Here is an 18394-nt window from a genome sequence, read left to right as displayed (position 1 = left end):
TTAGTCAGGGCCGCTTACTTATTAGAAATCATTCAATATATTTTTAAGATGATTTAGATCGCCTGAGATAACTCCATATCTGGGAATTGAGACTATTTCTTCTTCAGGGTTATAGGGTCGATCTCCTAATTTAAAGATTAATTCATAACCGAGATCTTTAGCGATTTCTTCGGCCTTTTCAGTGTAATAGCCATAGGGCCAGGCCAGAGAAGCTAGATCATCTCTTTTATCAAGCTGGTCTTCAAGCAGGTCTCTGGAAAGCCTTAAATCCCTTCTGATTCTGCAATTGTAATCATCGCAGCATTCATTTTCCAGTTGATAGATAGCCGGGTTTTCATCTTCATAATAATGTAAATTGTAGCTATGGGAACCAATATTAATTGTTGGTGAATTAGTATTTAATTTTCTCATATCTGAAAATGATAATCTATCAGAATAGACTGGTTGATTTTCAAGCCCAGGCATACTGCTTATAATTGGAAAGACAATTGCCGGGAAATCATATTTTTTTAAGACTGGATAGGCATATTCATAAAATGAATAATAACCGTCATCAAAGGTTAGGAGTACTGATTTTTCTGGGAATGACTTTTCTTTACTATATTTTATGAATTCGTCTTCACTGATTACATTATAATTGTTATCATAAAGGTACTCCATTTGATTTTTGAAATCTGAAATGGACATTTCTGCTGAATTTGCAGGATTATCTTCAACAAAATGGTGGTAGGTAAGTATAATTGCCTCATTGTTGCTTTCAACATTTAAAGTAATAGTAAAAAATAATATAAAAACGATAATTAAAATAACTTTATAGCGATTTTTCATTACTTTTAGCCTCCTTGAGAAGTATTATATCTCAATTATAGTAAAAACTTATGAAGCAATTATGAATTTTTGATTGAAAATGATAAGATATTATATATGGATATTGGATTAAGGAGAGATATTTTTGGATACAGAACAGGGTTTTATACCGGATTACATAATAATACTGGTTCTAATTATGGGCTCTTTTGGCGTTATGGGTGGAGGCTTAATAGCTCCAGCTTTACCTGCGATTGCTGAAGCTTTTCAGGTGTCAGAGGGTAATATAGGGCTGGTTTTAAGTCTTTATACTTTTGCTGCAGCAGTAAGTTTGCCCTTTATAGGTTATTTTTTAGATAAAATAGGTCGTCGCAAAGTTGGATTAACCTGTCTTTTTATTGATGGGATTGGGGGATTAGTTATTATACTTGCTCCTAATTATGCTATTTTGCTAATTATGAGATTTTTGCAGGGGATTGGGATCGCCGGATTAATACCTGTTGCTATGACAATCTTTAAGGATCTATTTGTTGGAGATGAGAAACTGAAATTGATGGGCTATCTAACAGGTGCTATTTCTATTGGAGCTGTAATAATACCATCACTGGGAGGATTTCTGGCCTCGATTGACTGGAGGTTTGTCTTTGCAGTTTATGGGCTTTCATTAATACTTGGCCTGATATTCTTATTTAAACTGCCGGAGACTTCTCCATTAATTAATAGTAATTCTGGCGATCAGGTTAATTCTGAGATTGAGAATTCTCCTCTGGAGTATTTTAAATCTCTGCTTGATATTTTTAAAATCTCTAAAATCAGAAATATTATGATTCATTCATTAACCATTTATTTTATGCTCTATGCTCTGATTACATTTTTGCCGATTTATCTTGTCACCGGCCATGGTTTTTCAGAGTTCTTCTCTGGACTGGCTATATCATTACAGGGTTTATTTAGTGCAATTCTATCTTCCAGGGCAAGTTTTATTGCTAAATATTTAAACTGGAGACAGCGTTCAACTTTAGGCTATTTATTGATCGGGATCTGTTTTATACTTCTGCCATTCTGGCCTAATAGCAGTTATCTGGTTAGTTTAAGTTTTATTATTTATGGAGCAGGGATGGGCATAGTCTCCCCAACAATTTATAATCGGGCTACAGAGTTACCGCCTCCAGAGATTTCAGGACTGGTGATTTCTGTTTTTAATACTATGAAATTTATTGGGATGACTTTATCGCCTTTTCTTTTAGGTCTGATCTTGATATTTACAGAGCTAGAAGCAATTTTTATTGGTGTTGGTATTATGGCATTTAGCTGGGGTTTTTATACTCTCAAAGGCTATAAAAAGGAGTGATGAGAATGGATGAAAAAGAATTCTATCGATTTGGTGATGAGATTATTGATAGATTTATGGAACGCTGGCCAGTTGTTGCCACCCAATTAGGTTTTCATGAACAGGATGATATGCTTGCTGATTACAGGGAACAGTCAATCTGGGATTTTTATGAGAGATTGGAAAGTAAATTAGAGGAACTGAAAAACTTTAATAGGTCTTCTTTTAGTAAAGAGGCAGAGATAGATTATATTCTTTTAAGGCAGTTGTTAAAATCTTTGATCAGGGATCATAAAAATAATCTGCCCTATCAGAAGAACCCAAATAATTATATTGATGAGGTTTTTTCCGGGATTATGTCTCTTATTATGAAAGACTTTGCTCCTCTGGATGTAAGACTTAAGGCGGCTTTAGGTAGAATGAAGCAGGTGCCTGATTTATTTGATCAGGCCAGGAAAAACCTGGTTCCTGAAAGGGTGCCGCCAGTCTGGATTGATTTAAGTTTGCAGCAATTGCAGATGGCTCCTGGATTATTTACAGAATTATTACCTGGAATTGCTGGAGCGGAGTTTCCAGGATTAAAGGATGAATTTGATAAATATGGCGAGAAGGCAGCAAGGGCTGCTGTTGATTTTCAATCTTATCTAAAGGATGAATTAGGCAATAAAGCTAAAGGTGAGTTTGCAGTTGGTGAGGAATATTTTAATCAACTACTAAAGGAAAATCACTTAGTTGATTATGATGTCTCTGAGTTACTTGAAATTGGACAGGAGATCTTTGCTGAGACCGAGATGGCTTTAGAGAAGCTGGCAGGTCAGATTGCTCCTGGTAAATCAGTTGATCAGATATTGGATGAGGCTAAATCAGATCATCCTGAAGCAAAAGAACTGCTTGCAAAATATAGAGAATCGATGGAGGCCAGTAGAAATTTTGTTGAAAAGCAGGGTATTGCTACAATACCAGAAGCAGAAAGCCTGAGGATAATAGAAACACCAGGATATTTAAGGCCGATAATTCCGTATGCTGCCTATATTCAACCAGAAATATTTTCTGATAATCTTGAAGGGCTCTTTTTGGTAACGCCAGTAGATATGAATGCATCTGAGGAAAAACAGGAAGCAAAATTAAGGGGACATTATAATGCTAAGTTGCCGATAACAACTCTCCATGAAGGTTATCCTGGCCATCACCTTCAATTATCATGGGCTAAATTAGAAAATAGTAATATTAGAAAATTAGGTTCTTTTTTATCAACTTTATTTGTTGAGGGCTGGGCCTTTTATTGTGAGGGTATGATGGAGGATTTAGGATATATTAATCGACCGATTCAGAAGTTAGGCAGGTTATCTGATCAGCTCTGGCGGGCAGGAAGAATTATTCTGGATGTAAAGCTCCACTGCCAGGGGATGTCTGTTGATTCAGCTGTAGATTTTTTAGTAAATGAATGTCGTCTTGAAAGAGATGATGCCAGGACTGAGGTTATCAGGTATACAACTTCACCGACTCAGCCCCAATCTTATTTGATGGGAAAGAGGGAGATAACAAAGATTATTGAAGATTATCGCTTAAAAGAGCCAGAGTTACCTCTTAAGAGAATGCATGATAATATATTAAAAGCTGGTTCATTACCTCCTGAATTATTAAGAAAAGAATTGGAGCTATAAAAATGATAAATACTTTACAGAATTATTCTTGCAGATAATATAGCATATGATTGGTGAATTTAACATAGAATTTTGTTATCAGGAGGGTAATTATTAATGCCAAATTATAGTTTTAAATGTCGTGATTGTGAGAATACATCTTCGATTACTGCTAAGATTTCTGAGGTCGGAGATGGATTAGAGGCTGAATGTCCTGAATGTGGAAGTAATGATACTTACCAGAGTTTTGATGGTATCGGTATTATGAGTTGTAATTCTTCAGGGAGAGCAGCATTTAGTTGAAGTAGTTAAATTACTGCCAGTTAGGCAGAAAATATATTTATTATTATGGTCAGGCAATGATATGTCTGGCCTTTTTTATGTTGAAAATAACTATGTAATGATTTACAATTGAGTTTAGGAGTATTATTAGTTTAGGCAGGTGATAATTTTGCTAACACCGGAAGTCGCAATAATGTTATCTATTATTGGATCGATGCTTGTTTTATTTGTCTGGGAGCCGATAAGAATAGATTTAATTGCTATTTTAATTCCAGTTGTTCTGGTTATTTTAAGGCCCTGGACAGGAGTTGATGGTGAGACTGCAATTAGTGGTTTTGCTAATAGTGCAACGATTACTATTATGGCAATGTTTATTCTTAGTGAAGGCATACAAAATAGTGGTGTTATACAATTATTAAAAGATAAGATCATAAAACTGACTGGCAGCAGTGAAGCCAGACAGGTGGGTGTTATTTCTGCTATTTCAGGATCTGTCGCTGGTTTCTTAAATAATACACCTGTGGTTGCTGTATTTATTCCGATGGTGACAGATTTAGGCAGGACAACAAAGGTTTCTCCATCAAAGTTATTAATACCTTTATCTTATGCTTCTACAATGGGTGGAGTCTTAACATTAATTGGAACATCAATTAATTTGATTGCAAGTGATATCTCTTCTGATTTAATTGGCCGACCTTTTAGATTTTTTGAATTTACGCCACTTGGAATTGTTGTATTACTTACTGGAGTTATTTATTTTTCGACTATAGGCCGTAAGATTTTGCCTGATAGAGTAAAACCAGAAGATGACCTTGTTCATGAATATGAAATGGATCTATTTATGGCTCAGGTAGTTGTTGAGAAAGACTCGCCTTTAATAGGCAAAAGTGTGAAAGAGAGCCTCTCTAAAAGTGAGCTTGATATGGATCTGATTATGATCACCCGAAATGGCGATGAGTTTATTGAACCCCTTGAAGCCAAGCAGATAAAAGCTGGAGATCAATTAATTATAAGGTCTGATAGAGAAACATTGAGAAAACTGATTGGACGACAGGGGCTAAAAATAGTTCCAGAAGATCTTGCAGTTAAAGAATCTCAATTACAGAAACCGACTCAGGGTAGAAAGTTAGTAGAAACTGTAATTACTAATGGTTCAATATTTGCCAATCAGACTCTGGCTGAGATTAATTTTGCCAATAGATATGACTGTAGCATCCTTGCAATTAGAAGAGGTAGCGAGTTATCTCATTACAAACTGGATGAAATGGAACTTAAACCAGGTGATGTTCTTTTAATGCTTGTTAATGAACAGACTTTAAGAAGACTTAGAAATAGGCGTGATATAATTGTAGCCAGAGAAATGGAAAAAGAGGATTATACTCAGGAAAAGATACCGATTACCCTGGGAATAATGTTTGGAGTTATTTTTCTAGCTGTCTTCGAAATTATACCGATATCTATTTCTGCACTTGGTGGAGTGCTGGCCATGGTTTTAACTGGCTGTGTTAATCCAGCTAAAATGTATGAAGCAGTAAACTGGGAGATTATAATCCTTGTTGCTGGCTTAATTCCATTAGGAGCAGCCATGGAAGCTACTGGTACTGCAGAATTCCTTGCCGGCCATATTTTGAATTTAACCGGTAATTTACCGCCGATTATTATACTTGCGATTTTTTATCTCTTTACTGCTTTGATTACTAATTTAGTCAGTAATCGGGCAAGTATTGTAATTATGCTGCCGGTGGCTGTTGATGCAGCAGTCAGGCTGGGAGTTGAGCCATTTTCGTTTATCATGGCTGTCACATTTGCCGCCAGTACTGCTTATTTAACTCCGATAGGAAATCAGGTACATTTAATGGTATACGGTCCTGGTAATTATGAATTTAGTGATTTCTTTAAAGTTGGTTTTCCTCTCCAAATTATACTGACTTTTGTTATTACAATTGGAATTGCTTTGATCTGGGGAGTATAGTGATTTATTAACTATTTACTTAGATATAATAAATAGGTTTGAGAATGCAATGCATTATTGGTATAATTAATGATATAGAAAGTGAATAATCTAGAATTAATCAATTTGATATAAGATTGGATTTAATAGATCCAGGAGGTGAATCATAATGTTTGGACTTGGAGCACCTGAATTAATTATTGTTTTAGTTATTGTTCTAATTATTTTTGGGCCTAGTAAATTACCGGAAATAGGTAATGCGATTGGATCAGGTATTAGAGAATTAAAAAAAGCAACTAAAGAAGTTGAAGATGCAGCTTCTTTAGATGAAGAAGAGGATAAAGATAAATCTTAATTTAAAGTGTTGAATATATTTGTAACTAGCAGGAGTGGATCAGATGGAGTCAGACAATCTAGAAATGAGTATAGTTGAACATTTAGAAGAATTGAGAAATAGGCTGATAAAATCTATTATTGCTGTTGTAATTGCAGCATTTGTAGCCTATTTTTTTTCCGAGGAATTAATGGAGATATTAACAAGGCCAGTTGGAGAGCTGGTCTTTTTAAGGCCGACTGAAGCATTTTTCACTTATATTAAGATTTCTATTTTTGCTGGTATTATTGTAGCTTTACCATTCTTATTATATCAGTTTTGGAGCTTTGTTTTACCGGCATTGCATGATAATGAAAAAAAATATATCAATCTTCTTTTACCAATTTCATTATTTATGTTTGCTCTTGGTATAGCTTTTGGTTTTGCAGTTGTTTTACCTTTAGGAATGAGGTTTTTATTGAACTTTGGTAGCCCTGAGCTATCTGCAATGATTTCAATAAGCCATTATGTTTCATTTCTATTAACACTACTCCTGCCTTTTGGCCTAATATTTCAACTACCTCTGGTATTGAATTTAATGGTAAAGCTAGGAATTGTAAAAATTGATACACTAACTATGTTTCGTAAATATATTATAGTTTTAATATTCATTATCAGTGCAATTTTAACCCCGCCAGATATAATTACTCAAATGTTTATGGCAGGACCATTGATTTTACTTTATGAAGGAAGTATTTTAATCGCTAAATTTATTAACTAAAGCTTAATTATTGAATTTAAAGGGCCGGCAGCTTCTAAAGTGCTGGTCTTTTTTAATGAATATTTATTATATTATATTGACATTTTTTGAAAATAGCTATATACTTCATATATAAGGAGATATGGAGGGGGATTATATGAGTAAAAGTAGAATTTTTGGGTTGATCTTGATTTTATTAGGTGGATTTATAATTTTAAATAATGCCGGAGTTGTTGATATTGGAATTGGAGAGATAATTTCAACTTATTGGCCATTAATTTTAATTGTAGCCGGAATATATAATTTATTAACTAATCCAGCCGGGAGACTTGGAGGGTTTATAGTTTTATTAATTGGTTTATTTTTTCAATTAAATAATTTAGATTATATTGCTGCAGCTGAATATATTTCATTCTGGCCAGTAATCTTTATCTTAATAGGTGTAAGTTTATTATTTGATAAAAGCAATGGAAAAGAGATTGATAGAGAAAAGTTAAATGTATTTAATATTTTTTCTGGCGGTGATTATAGAATAATATCAAATAATTTTAAAGGTGGCAGTTCAATTTCAATTTTCGGTGGAGCAGATATAGATTTAACTGGAGCGGATATCAGTATAGATGAAGCCAGGCTTGATGTTTTTACACTTTTTGGTGGTGCAGACATATATGTGCCTGAAGATTGGCAGGTAGTTGTAAAAGGATTACCTATTTTCGGTGGCTGGGATAATTTAACCAGACATAATCAGGATATAGATAATTCTAAAATTTTATCTGTTAGTTGCCTGACTATTTTTGGTGGTGTTGATATAAAAAATAAGAAATAAGTAATAATATCTTGACAATGTAAGCTATATAATATATCATCTTATTAACTTATTAAAATAAAGAGGTGATAGAAAATGGCACTAGAATCAGCCGAAGGTGATTATGTCACTATAAAAGCTCTTGAAGACGGTGTTACAATAATTGGCCTGACAAGAGGCAGGCAGACAAAATTTCACCATACAGAGAAATTGGATAAAGGCGAAATCATGATAGCCCAATTTACTGAAAACACCTCAGCAATGAAAATAAGAGGAAAAGCTAAAATATTAACCAAACATGGAGATATTGAATCAGAATAGATAAAAGTATAAAATTAAATATAGTTTTAGATTAGAAGAGATTAGACTGGATGAGATTAGTGGAGATGAGTTAGGTGATTGCTACTTGGAATTACTATGCCTTATTATAGCCACAGAATTCAGTTTCTGTGGTTTTTTTATATTTAAGGAGAATTGCTATTATAAATAAAAATTAGAATAGGAGAGATGAGAAGAGATGAGAAAAAAATTAAGTGAAAAGAGGGTTCAAAAGAAACAGGTTAAGAATGCTGATGGAGTTTTTGGAGATTATGGCGGGAGATATGTTCCTGATCAACTTGTTCCAGCCTTACAGGAATTAGAGAATGCTTTTTTTAAGTATTATGATGATGAAGAATTCCTGGAGGAATTCAATTATTATCTAAAGGAAGCTGTCGGTCGTCCTAATCCCTTATATTTTGCTGAAAGATTGACTGAATATTATGGTGGGGCTAAGATTTACTTAAAAAGGGAAGATCTAAATCATATGGGTGCCCATAAGATTAATAATACACTGGGGCAGATACTTCTGGCCAAGAGAATGGGTAAGAAAAAAGTAATTGCTGAAACAGGAGCTGGCCAGCATGGCGTTGCAACTGCAACAGTTGCAGCAATGTTTGGAATGGATTGTGAAATTTTTATGGGTGCTGAAGATGCCAGGCGTCAGGCTTTAAATGTATTTAGAATGAAATTACTTGGAGCAAAAGTCAATGAAGTAACTGAAGGAACTGAAACTTTATCTGATGCAGTTGATGCTGCTATTGGTCACTGGGTTAAGAATTCAGAAGATACTTTTTATTTGCTAGGCTCGGCAGTTGGGCCACATCCTTATCCAGTAATGGTTAGAGAGTTTCAATCTGTGATTGGAAAAGAAGCTAAAACACAAATATTACAGTCAGAAGGGAAATTACCGGATTACCTTATTGCCTGTGTTGGCGGTGGCAGTAATGCAATTGGACTTTTCCATCCATTTTTAGAGGATGATTCAGTAAAAATGATAGGGGTTGAGGCAGCCGGTGAGGGCCTTGATACTTCAAAGCATGCAGCAACATTTACTAAAGGTAATCCTGGAATTATTCATGGTTATAAAAGTTATCTTCTTCAAGATGAATCTGGAAATGTTCCACCAGTCTATTCTATTTCAGCAGGTTTGGATTATCCAGGGGTGGGACCAGAACACAGTTTCTTAAAAGATAGTGGTCGGTCAGAATATAAATCAGTAACTGATAATGAAGCAGTGAGTGCTTTAAAGTTATTATCTGAAAAAGAGGGGATAATCCCGGCTTTAGAGTCTTCACATGCACTGGCTTATTTAGATAATTTAGCTCCTGATTTAGATAAAAATCAAATAATAATTGTGAATTTATCAGGTCGCGGAGATAAGGATGTTTATTCAGTAGCAGACCATTTAGGTGCTAATTTATAAATATTAAATTCACGATAAAATGTTTATTGAAATAGAAATTTAGATTTCAATAAATTATTATTAAATAGAACCCTATTGCAATAAAATGTGATAGGGTTTTAATATATATAACTATGCAGGGATTTTAAAGTTTATCTAGAACTATTTAATAAGTTAAATTATTAAATTTTTTTAACACCATTTACGAGGAGTGAGTATATTGAAGAAGAACAATGGTGATCAGTTTTCGAGTCGGTATGCAATTGTGGCGGCATCTATTGGTATGGCAGTTGGTACAGGTAATATCTGGCGTTTTCCTAGAATTGCAGGTATGTGGGGTGGTGGAACTTTTTTATTTGCTCTGACTGTTGCAGTTGTGATTTGGGCAATCCCATTGCTTATTGCTGAATTTTTATTAGGACGTAAATCTCGGCTAGGAAATGTTGGGGCTTTTCGTGATTTTATGGGTGAAAAATATACCTGGCTAGGAGGTTGGCTGGCATTTTGCTCATTAGGAATAGCATTTTATTATGCTGTAATAGCAGGCTGGTCATTCCGTTATTTTGTTTTTAGTCTTTCAGGTGCGATTACACCTGGTGTTGATGGTACAGCACTCTGGGAGGGTTTTATATCCAATCCAGGGCAGACAGTTTTGTTTCATTTTATAGCAACTGTATTTACAACAGCAATAATATATCGTGGTATTAAAGGCGGAATAGAAAAAGTAATTAATATATTACTTCCCTCATTATTTGTGTTACTTACTATATTGGCTGTAAGGACGCTATTTATGCCGGATGCTTTAGTTGGCCTTGGTTATCTATTTGTTCCGGAATGGGGAGCCTTATTAAGCGGTAGAATCTGGCTGGAGGCCTTTACCCAGGCCGCCTGGTCGACTGGTGCTGGCTGGGGTCTTTTAACTGTTTATGCAGTTTATTCGAGAGATGGTGACGATATTGGACGTAATAGCAGTATCATAGCTTTTGCTGATGTTCTGGCTGGTCTTCTTGCTGGTACTGCTATTTTGATAACAGTTTTTTCAATGGCTCCATCAATTGGTGATGCCGAAGCTATTCTGGAGGCAGGTAATGTCGGATTAACTTTTATTTATATTGTTGAACTCTTAATAGAGATGCCAGGCGGTTCAATTCTCGCTATTATATTTTTCCTTGCCCTTTCTGGAGCAGCTGTATCTTCACTTACAGCTATGATAGAGCTTGGAGCAACCAACTTGATTGACTTTGGACTTGATCGAAAGAAAGCGGCTTTAATTGCAGGAACGTTTATTTTTATTCTTGGAATTCCTTCAGCAGTCTGGATAGATTTTCTTGATAATCAGGACTGGGTCTGGGGTATTGGCTTACTTGTTAATGGTCTGCTGGTGGCGCTGGCAATGAGAAAATATGGAGTAGAAAAAGCAAGGTCTGAAGTTAATCAATTAAGTGATATTCATATTGGCAAATGGTGGAGTTATTGTATTAACCTTTTCCCGGCAATATTTGCAATTGTCTTTGGCTGGTGGGTATATCAGTCGATACAATGGTATCCTGATGACTGGTGGCATCCATTTGAAGTATTTAGTACAGGAACAATTATATTCCAGTGGGGTATTCTCGCTATAATAACCTTCTTTCTAAATAAATTTTTTAATAAGAATGTACGTTCCGGTCCTATGACAGATAAGTCAGTTAAGAATACTGGCGAAGGGAGAGGGTAATATGTCTGCAGTTATCTGGACAATTATTTTTTATGCTTTTTATATTGGAATACTAGGCTGGCTTATTAAGGGAATGGATCCTGGTAAAAAATAAAATAAATAAAACAGGCCATGCATTTAGCATGGCCTGTTGCTATCATTAATACTTAATTGAATTTATTATGCAGAATCCTCCTGGACTTCCTGAGCAGCTTCTGATGGGCTTAATAGACCGAAAGCCATCTTTGCCAGGACAAGAGCCAGTACAAATAAAACTGCTGCTAGTCCAGCTAGAATAAAGTTGGCATCGACTATATTGTCTCTGACAACAAAGACTAAAGCTACTAAAGTTACTGCAAACATAAAGACCATTGGGATGATGACATGCATATTTTTTATGCCTTTAGCAGCAAGCCAGACTGCTAGTGATGTTAAAGCAAGAGCAGCTAACATCTGATTGGCTGAACCGAAGATTGGCCAGATATCAGCCCATGCCCCTGAGAGTGCTAAGGCTGCTGAAACTGCAACAGTTATTCCAGTTGCAACAAACATATTACCGAGAATATTAGAACTTTCTGCTGTCACTTCCTCTTCTTCAGGCACAAAATACTCCTGGAAAATAAATCGGGCAAGCCTTGTGGCAGTATCAAGAGTTGTCATAGCAAAGGCAGCTACAGTTAATGAACCAAAGATAATTCCTACCTCAGTTGGAATTCCAAAGTTATTTAAGAATCCTCCAACTCCATGGGCAAATAGTAAAACAGGACCGCCTTCAGCTAATAGTTCAGCTGATTGGCCACTGGTAATTACAGAAGCAGCTATTAGAGCAATTACAGCTAGAACACATTCTATTAACATTCCACCGTAACCGATCATTTTAGCATCCGACTCTTTATCCAGCTGTTTGGAAGTTGTTCCTGATGATACTAGAGAGTGGAAACCTGAAATAGCTCCACAAGCTACAGTTACAAATAAAATCGGGAACATATAACCAAGTTCTGATTGGAATCCTGTGAAAGCTTCAATCTCAAGTGTTGGACCTCCAATAATAATACCAATGAATGATCCGATTAAAATTCCATAGAGCAAAAATGAATTCAAATAATCTCTTGGCTGGAGTAAGATCCAGACTGGTGTAACTGAAGCAATAAAGATATAAATTACAAAAATTAGGTTCCAGGTATTTGCCTCAAGAACTAGTGGATTATTGATTCCAAACCAGATACAGGCAAAGAGTAGTGCAACCCCGATTACACTTAAAGCTGGTAATGATAAATTAGTTCTTTGACGAACTACACCGAAAACTAAAGCAACAGCAATAAATAGAACGGATGCAGTGGCTGCTTCAGGGGTACTGACAAAAGCATCTGCTGTTACGTTCATAAAGGCAGCAATAACTAAAATAAGTGTTAACCAGGCAAAGATACTAAACAATTGTTTACCTGATCTTCCCATTGTATTATTAATAACTTCAGCTATTGAACGGCCTCCATGGCGGACAGAACTGAAGATAGAACCCATATCATGAACTCCACCGATAAAGATACCGCCAATAATTATCCAGGCAAAGACTGGTAACCAACCAAATGCAGAGGCAGTTACTGGTCCGATTATTGGTGCTGCTCCAGCAATAGAAGCAAAATGATGGCCTAAAAGGATAGGTTTTTTAGCTGGAACATAATCTATACCGTCTTCTTTAGTATGAGCCGGGGTGATCTGATTATTATTCATACCCCATTTTTTTGTGAGCCTTGTAGCATATGTAAAATAGGCAATTAAAAAGAATAGAACAGAACTTAAAATTAACCAAGTGGATGACATTATTTAATTTCCTCCTTTAATTTTATCAACTTCTTGTTTTAGCCAGCAAGGATTGTAATTATCCATTATTTCCGCGCCTTCATTATTTGCATAAACTGAATTGTCATTGAGATCAACTACAATAAGCCTTAAGTCTACCCAACCTCTAATTCCAAGCCAGAAAGATTTACTTAATTTTAAGTTTTCGATCCTGGATATCTCCTCCTTATTCACACCTCCTTCAACTAATAAAATAAATGTTAGATAACTCTGATGATGATTCTTTTTATCTTCAATGAGTTCATCAATAGAGTCATTAAAAAAATCTTTAGTTAAAAAGCTTAAATCTAAGTTTAGTTGATTGTCGACCAGGCAATGCTCGTAGTCATTATAAGAATATATTTTGACTGATTTGTGTCCCATAAATTTTTCATTAGCAATTTTACAAACAGCGTAATAATCAAAGGATTTATCAACTATTTCTTTTTTGCCCTGGATATCAAAATTAGCTCTATATAAATAATATAGAAGTTCGATGTATTCCTGGCCAGTTAAATTCACTTTAGAACTATTCTCTTTCATATTTTAGTTATCATCCTTTATAAAACCGAGTAAATTAATAATGTTTAATAAATAAATTCACAAATATCGTAGAATATTATATCAATAACACTTTAGCATGTCAAATTAAAGAAAGGAATTTTTCTTTCAATAAAGGGATTTTCTATTCAATGTTTAATTAATAATATAGGGAGTATTAAAGTAGTCGAGGAGGCTAAATAGTGGCCAAAATTAAAAATAAACTTGTAAATTTTTTCAAAACACCCTACGAACCGAGAATGATAGTTTTAGCAGTAATAGTTGGAATTATAGGAGGACTTGGTGCGGTCCTCTTTCATTATTTAATTTTACTGTTTAAATATATATTCTATGGGGCAACTTCAACTGATACATTTTTAGATACAGTTAGAATGCTTCCCTGGTATCATCGCTTGTTAGCTCCGGCAATCGGTGGCTTAATAGTTGGTCCTCTGGTTACATATATAGTTCAGGAAGCCCGGGGACACGGTGTTCCTGAGGTTATTGAGGCCCTGGTATTTAAAAAAGGAACTATCCGCTTTAGGGTAGCTCCACTTAAGGCCTTAATATCAGCTATCTGTATTGGCTCAGGCGGTTCAGCAGGCCGAGAAGGTCCGATAGTACAAATAGGGGCTTCATTTGGTTCATCTTTAGGTAATTATCTTGAATTAAGTCCTGAGAAAGTAAAAACTCTACTAGGGGCAGGAGCTGCAGCAGGAATAGCAGGAACATTTAATGCTCCACTGGCAGGGGTAGTCTTTAGTATGGAAGTATTATTAAAGAAATTTGAGTTAAGTAATTTCTCGCCTTTAGTTGTTGCAGCTGTAACAGGAACAGCTGTGGCTAATATACTCTTTGGCGATGCAGAGCCTATATTTATGATACCAGAACATCAATTAGTTAATTATATCGAATTAATATTTTATATGGGACTAGGGATTCTTGGAGGAGTTATAGCAATTATTTATGGCAATTCTTTATATTCAATGGAACACCTCTTTGAAAAAATTCCTGTTCCAGAAGCTTCAAAAGCTGCAATTGGTGGTTTGTTATTAGGAGTTTTAGCGCTGGTAGTTCCACAAATCTATGCAACAGGTTATCCGGTTATGGAAAGTGCATTATATGGACAATTATCATTACAGATGGTTTTATTATTAGTTGTTGCTAAGATTCTGGCTACTATATTAACTTTAGGAAGTGGTGGTTCTGGAGGAATTTTTGCTCCTTCCCTTTATATTGGAGCAATGCTAGGTAGTGCTTACGGTATGATTGTTCACTCAGCATTTCCGGCAATAACAGCCGGGGCGTCATCTTATGCAATGGTTGGGATGGGAACAGTCTTTGCTGGAGCAACCCACGCTCCTCTTACTGCAATAATTATAATTTTTGAGATGACTCAGGATCCTTTAATAATTTTGCCATTAATGTTTGCCTGTAAATTCAGCTCATTTATAGCTAAACAGGTTCAGGATAAAAATATTTATTCCACTAAGTTACTTAATAGAGGTATAGATATTGAAACTATCGAGGGTAGAAATGTCCTGGGAACTGTTAAAACAAAAGAAATAATGACTAAAGATGTCAAAACAGTTTATAAAGATACAACAGTTATTGAGGCAAAGAAACTTTTCGAAAAAACACTATTTAATTATATTCCTGTGATCAATGAAGAAACAGGAGAATTACTTGGAGTATTGAATTTTCATGATTTAATGGGGCATATAGATTTAGATTGTGATGGCCCATGTCGTGTTGAAGACGTTATGACTTCACCTTTTATAAAAATATCAGAAGAAAAAAGTTTACTTAAAGCCCTTAAATTAATAGAAGAGAATGAAGTTGATATTGTGCCGATAGTTTCTGAAGATAATCCAGATAAGCTGGTTGGATTATTAACCAAAAGTGATATTTTAAAGGCCTATCATCACTGGGAATTAGCTTAGGAGTTACCATCTAACCTGGTGTTCTTCAGTTGTGCCTGGCAATTTATCAATATTTATAATCTGATCCTGGAATTTGATTTTTCCAGAATAATAACCAATCATCTGATGCATTTTAGATTTAATCACTAAAAAATTAGTTTTTGCAATTCTGTGATAAATTGGTTCAAACTTCAAATTAATCCTGTCGGTTTCAATGGTAGTTAAACTCCAGGTTTCCATTAAATCGGCAGGATTATAGTTAAAATTGACATCTTCATTAATCTTTTCCACCCTGCCATCTACAATTATTCCATTCTCTGTTATCCCGGTATCTTCAGTCCATCCAGCCCCAAAATTTAAGCCGATCTTAACTCCATTATTTAAACCTGTACCACTTGCCCAGTTCCATTCAGATTTATAAGGCCAGATTCCTCTGCCAAAATCAAGACAGGCAAAACTATTATCTGGTGAAAATTCATAAACTTTTTCACCAATAGTAACTTTACCTTGGGCTGGTAGTGAAGATTGTTTTGATGTAAATTGAAATTTTCTCTCACTCCATGGTATCACAACATTTATAGAATCTATATTATCAGGCTGATAAATCTTTATATTAGCCCTTAAATTTTTGCCTTCAAAATCGTCGACTTCAATAATTAACCTTGTATAGTTATCTTCTTTCGAAAATATAACTTGATTTTTATCATTACTGAACCTGACTGTTTCATCAACGGTTTCTGACATATCAGTTCCCTGTCCAAGAGGAGATATAATAGTCTTTTCCTCAAATTCTAAACTATTAATATCTAAATAATAAATAAAAATAATGGCAGCATAATCAAGCAGGGCAATAGCGGCTGAAAAGAAACATTTATCATTCATCACATACCAGTAGTTCCATTGCTTTTTTCTTAGCCAATTACCTCGCAAATTACAGTGATGTAGCGGTTTTCTAGACCAGCCCACCGCCTCTTTATTTAATCTGCCACTTTCATCACAAAGATTTATTGATTCTTTAATTTCTTTTTCTATATACATTATGATTCCCCCTTGCCTTAATTTAAATTATATCAAGCTATATAATTTAAAGCAATAAACCTTAACCTCTTGCTTACCCAATAGTTACCACCTCCGTTAGGGGCCATTATTTCTAATATAATATTATTTAAAATTTATGTTATAATATTATTAATCAAAGATATAGAGAGGAGAAATAAAATGAGGATAGCTTCAATTCAACTGGAAATGATAGAAGGTGAGTCCAAAAATAGCAGAATAAACAATGCTACCAAAAAGATTGATAAAGCTGCTCTTAATAACCAGGACCAGCCAGATATTGATTTAATACTTCTGCCAGAACTCTGGAATGTCGGGTTCTTTGAACATCAAAGGTTCAAGAAAGAGGCAGAGAGCCTTGATGGTCCAACATATAATGCTTTAGCTGAAAAAGCACTCGAATACAATACCTATATCTACGGAGGAACTATAGTTGAAAAAGCAGATGGTAACTTATATAATACAGCATTATTTATAGATCGAAAAGGAGAACTGTTAGCAAAATATCGAAAGATTCATCTTTTTACTTATTTTGGGGCAAAAGAGGGGGACTATATTACCCCGGGTTCTGAACCTGTTGTTGTCAAAACAGAGCTAGCTAATTTTGGCCTATCGACATGTTATGACCTCCGTTTTCCTGAATTGTATCGCCAGGAAGCTGAAGCCGGTGCTGAAATATTTCTAGTAACAGCCTGCTGGTCATTTCCCAGACTCGAAAACTGGGTTGTCTTAAATCAGGCCAGAGCTGCTGAGAATGTAGCCTATTTGATATCCTGTAATACTGCAGGAAAAGTAAGTGGAGAGACCCATCTTGGTCACTCAATGGTGGTTGATCCCTGGGGAATACAGATAGCTTCAGCAGGAAGTAAAAAAGGAATTGTTACTGCAGAAATTGACCCTGCTTATGTTAAAAAAACAAGAAATGAGTTTCCTGCTCTGAAAGATAAAAAACTATAGATGGTTGCCAGTAGTTGAATTATAATAATTGACATATTTATGCTATAATGATTCAAAGATAGAGTAAAAAATAAAAGAGCAACCAAATAATTATTATAGATAAGAGGAGGCAATAATATATGTCATTTTTAAAAATGATTAATGAAGAAAATGCAACAGGTAAACTCAAAGAGATATATGATAAACTTTTAGGAGGAGAAGGAGAACGCCTGGCCAACCTTTTAAAGAGTCAGTCTTTAAACCCTGAAATTTTAGAGAGTCATTTAAAATTATATAAAAGTATTATGCAGGGTAAATCAGGCTTAAGCCGCCAGGAAAGAGAAATGATTGCAGTTGTTGTTGCAGCAGTTAATAACTGCCATTACTGCCTGGTTCATCATGGAGCTGCTCTCCAGCAGCTTGTCGATGAAGATGATAAATTACTATTTAAAGATCTGGCTAAAGCATATCAAAAACCAAATCAACCTGAGCAAGAGAAGCAGAAACAACTGGCCAGTTTAACATTGAGAGAAAAAGCAATCCTTGATTATGCCAGAAAATTAACAGTTAGCCCGGCAAATATTATAAAATCTGATATAGATAAACTAAATGATATTGGCTTAAATGATAAAGATATTCATGATATTACCCAGGTAGTATCATATTGCAACTATGAAAATAGAATTGCCCAGGGTTTAGGTGTAGAGCTGGAAGAAAGATAATAAAATGTAAGTCATTTTACAGATTTTTTAGACTGGATAACCTATAATATTAGCAAAATAAGAATTGTT

At 35.0% G+C, this 18394-nt stretch carries 17 protein-coding genes; 13 read left to right on the top strand and 4 right to left on the bottom strand.

The window, feature by feature from the left end:
* Positions 1 to 21: 21 nt before the first annotated feature.
* Positions 22 to 828, bottom strand: a complete 807-nt coding sequence (locus I0Q91_RS09795; RefSeq protein ID WP_270454331.1) for a polysaccharide deacetylase family protein — start codon at positions 826 to 828, stop codon at positions 22 to 24.
* Between the two features lie 124 nt (positions 829 to 952).
* Between I0Q91_RS09795 and I0Q91_RS09790 the strand changes: the two genes are divergently transcribed.
* The 10 genes from I0Q91_RS09790 (at position 953) to I0Q91_RS09745 (ending at position 11331) form a co-directional block, all read left to right on the top strand.
* The gene (locus I0Q91_RS09790; protein WP_270454330.1) at positions 953 to 2158 is read left to right on the top strand and encodes an MFS transporter; all 1206 of its coding nucleotides are present in this window, start codon (positions 953 to 955) and stop codon (positions 2156 to 2158) included.
* Between the two features lie 5 nt (positions 2159 to 2163).
* Positions 2164 to 3801, top strand: coding sequence for a DUF885 domain-containing protein (locus I0Q91_RS09785; RefSeq protein WP_270454329.1), 1638 nt, complete (start codon positions 2164 to 2166; stop codon positions 3799 to 3801).
* A 96-nt stretch (positions 3802 to 3897) separates the two neighbouring features.
* Positions 3898 to 4083 carry an FmdB family zinc ribbon protein gene (locus I0Q91_RS09780; RefSeq protein ID WP_270454328.1) on the top strand — a complete coding sequence of 62 codons (186 nt, stop codon included), beginning with the start codon at positions 3898 to 3900 and terminating at the stop codon, positions 4081 to 4083.
* A gap of 172 nt (positions 4084 to 4255) precedes the next feature.
* Complete coding sequence (locus tag I0Q91_RS09775) at positions 4256 to 6034, top strand: SLC13 family permease (RefSeq protein WP_270454327.1); 1779 nt, start codon at positions 4256 to 4258, stop codon at positions 6032 to 6034.
* A 148-nt stretch (positions 6035 to 6182) separates the two neighbouring features.
* Positions 6183 to 6368, top strand: a complete 186-nt coding sequence (gene tatA, locus I0Q91_RS09770; RefSeq protein ID WP_270454326.1) for a twin-arginine translocase TatA/TatE family subunit — start codon at positions 6183 to 6185, stop codon at positions 6366 to 6368.
* A gap of 43 nt (positions 6369 to 6411) precedes the next feature.
* Positions 6412 to 7107 carry a twin-arginine translocase subunit TatC gene (tatC, locus tag I0Q91_RS09765; RefSeq protein WP_270454325.1) on the top strand — a complete coding sequence of 232 codons (696 nt, stop codon included), beginning with the start codon at positions 6412 to 6414 and terminating at the stop codon, positions 7105 to 7107.
* A 136-nt stretch (positions 7108 to 7243) separates the two neighbouring features.
* Positions 7244 to 7912, top strand: a complete 669-nt coding sequence (locus tag I0Q91_RS09760) for a LiaF transmembrane domain-containing protein (protein ID WP_270454323.1) — start codon at positions 7244 to 7246, stop codon at positions 7910 to 7912.
* 75 nt (positions 7913 to 7987) lie between these two features.
* The gene (gene mtrB / locus I0Q91_RS09755) at positions 7988 to 8212 is read left to right on the top strand and encodes a trp RNA-binding attenuation protein MtrB (RefSeq protein WP_270454322.1); all 225 of its coding nucleotides are present in this window, start codon (positions 7988 to 7990) and stop codon (positions 8210 to 8212) included.
* Between the two features lie 196 nt (positions 8213 to 8408).
* Positions 8409 to 9635 (top strand): tryptophan synthase subunit beta, encoded by a 1227-nt coding sequence (trpB, locus tag I0Q91_RS09750; RefSeq protein ID WP_270454321.1) that lies wholly within the window; start codon positions 8409 to 8411, stop codon positions 9633 to 9635.
* Between the two features lie 199 nt (positions 9636 to 9834).
* Positions 9835 to 11331, top strand: a complete 1497-nt coding sequence (locus I0Q91_RS09745; RefSeq protein WP_270454320.1) for a sodium-dependent transporter — start codon at positions 9835 to 9837, stop codon at positions 11329 to 11331.
* Between the two features lie 159 nt (positions 11332 to 11490).
* Here I0Q91_RS09745 and I0Q91_RS09740 read toward each other — a convergent pair whose 3' ends face one another.
* Together I0Q91_RS09740 and I0Q91_RS09735 are read right to left on the bottom strand one after the other, a co-directional pair.
* Entirely contained in the window at positions 11491 to 13131 is a 1641-nt protein-coding gene (locus tag I0Q91_RS09740; protein WP_270454319.1) for a carbon starvation CstA family protein, read from the bottom strand.
* 3 nt (positions 13132 to 13134) lie between these two features.
* Complete coding sequence (locus I0Q91_RS09735) at positions 13135 to 13692, bottom strand: DUF8052 family protein (RefSeq protein ID WP_270454318.1); 558 nt, start codon at positions 13690 to 13692, stop codon at positions 13135 to 13137.
* Positions 13693 to 13892: 200 nt separating this feature from the next.
* On the opposite strand from I0Q91_RS09735, the gene I0Q91_RS09730 reads away from it, so the two are divergent.
* A complete protein-coding gene (locus I0Q91_RS09730) occupies positions 13893 to 15632 on the top strand; it encodes a chloride channel protein (protein ID WP_270454317.1) in 1740 nt (579 codons plus the stop codon).
* 3 nt (positions 15633 to 15635) lie between these two features.
* Here the strand turns inward: I0Q91_RS09730 and I0Q91_RS09725 are convergent, their stop codons facing one another.
* Positions 15636 to 16649 (bottom strand): DUF2804 domain-containing protein, encoded by a 1014-nt coding sequence (locus I0Q91_RS09725; RefSeq protein ID WP_270454316.1) that lies wholly within the window; start codon positions 16647 to 16649, stop codon positions 15636 to 15638.
* 180 nt (positions 16650 to 16829) lie between these two features.
* Here I0Q91_RS09725 and I0Q91_RS09720 point away from each other — a divergent pair, with 180 nt between their 5' ends.
* Together I0Q91_RS09720 and I0Q91_RS09715 are read left to right on the top strand one after the other, a co-directional pair.
* Positions 16830 to 17624: a carbon-nitrogen family hydrolase gene (locus I0Q91_RS09720; protein WP_270454315.1), complete on the top strand. Its 795-nt coding sequence runs from the start codon at positions 16830 to 16832 to the stop codon at positions 17622 to 17624.
* A gap of 119 nt (positions 17625 to 17743) precedes the next feature.
* A complete protein-coding gene (locus I0Q91_RS09715) occupies positions 17744 to 18325 on the top strand; it encodes a peroxidase-related enzyme (RefSeq protein WP_256874271.1) in 582 nt (193 codons plus the stop codon).
* Positions 18326 to 18394 lie beyond the last annotated feature (69 nt).

The sequence above is a fragment of the Halonatronomonas betaini genome, assembly GCF_015666175.1.
In the GTDB taxonomy this organism is placed as follows: domain Bacteria; phylum Bacillota; class Halanaerobiia; order Halanaerobiales; family Halarsenatibacteraceae; genus Halonatronomonas; species Halonatronomonas betaini.
This window is presented reverse-complemented; position numbering and strand designations above follow the sequence as displayed.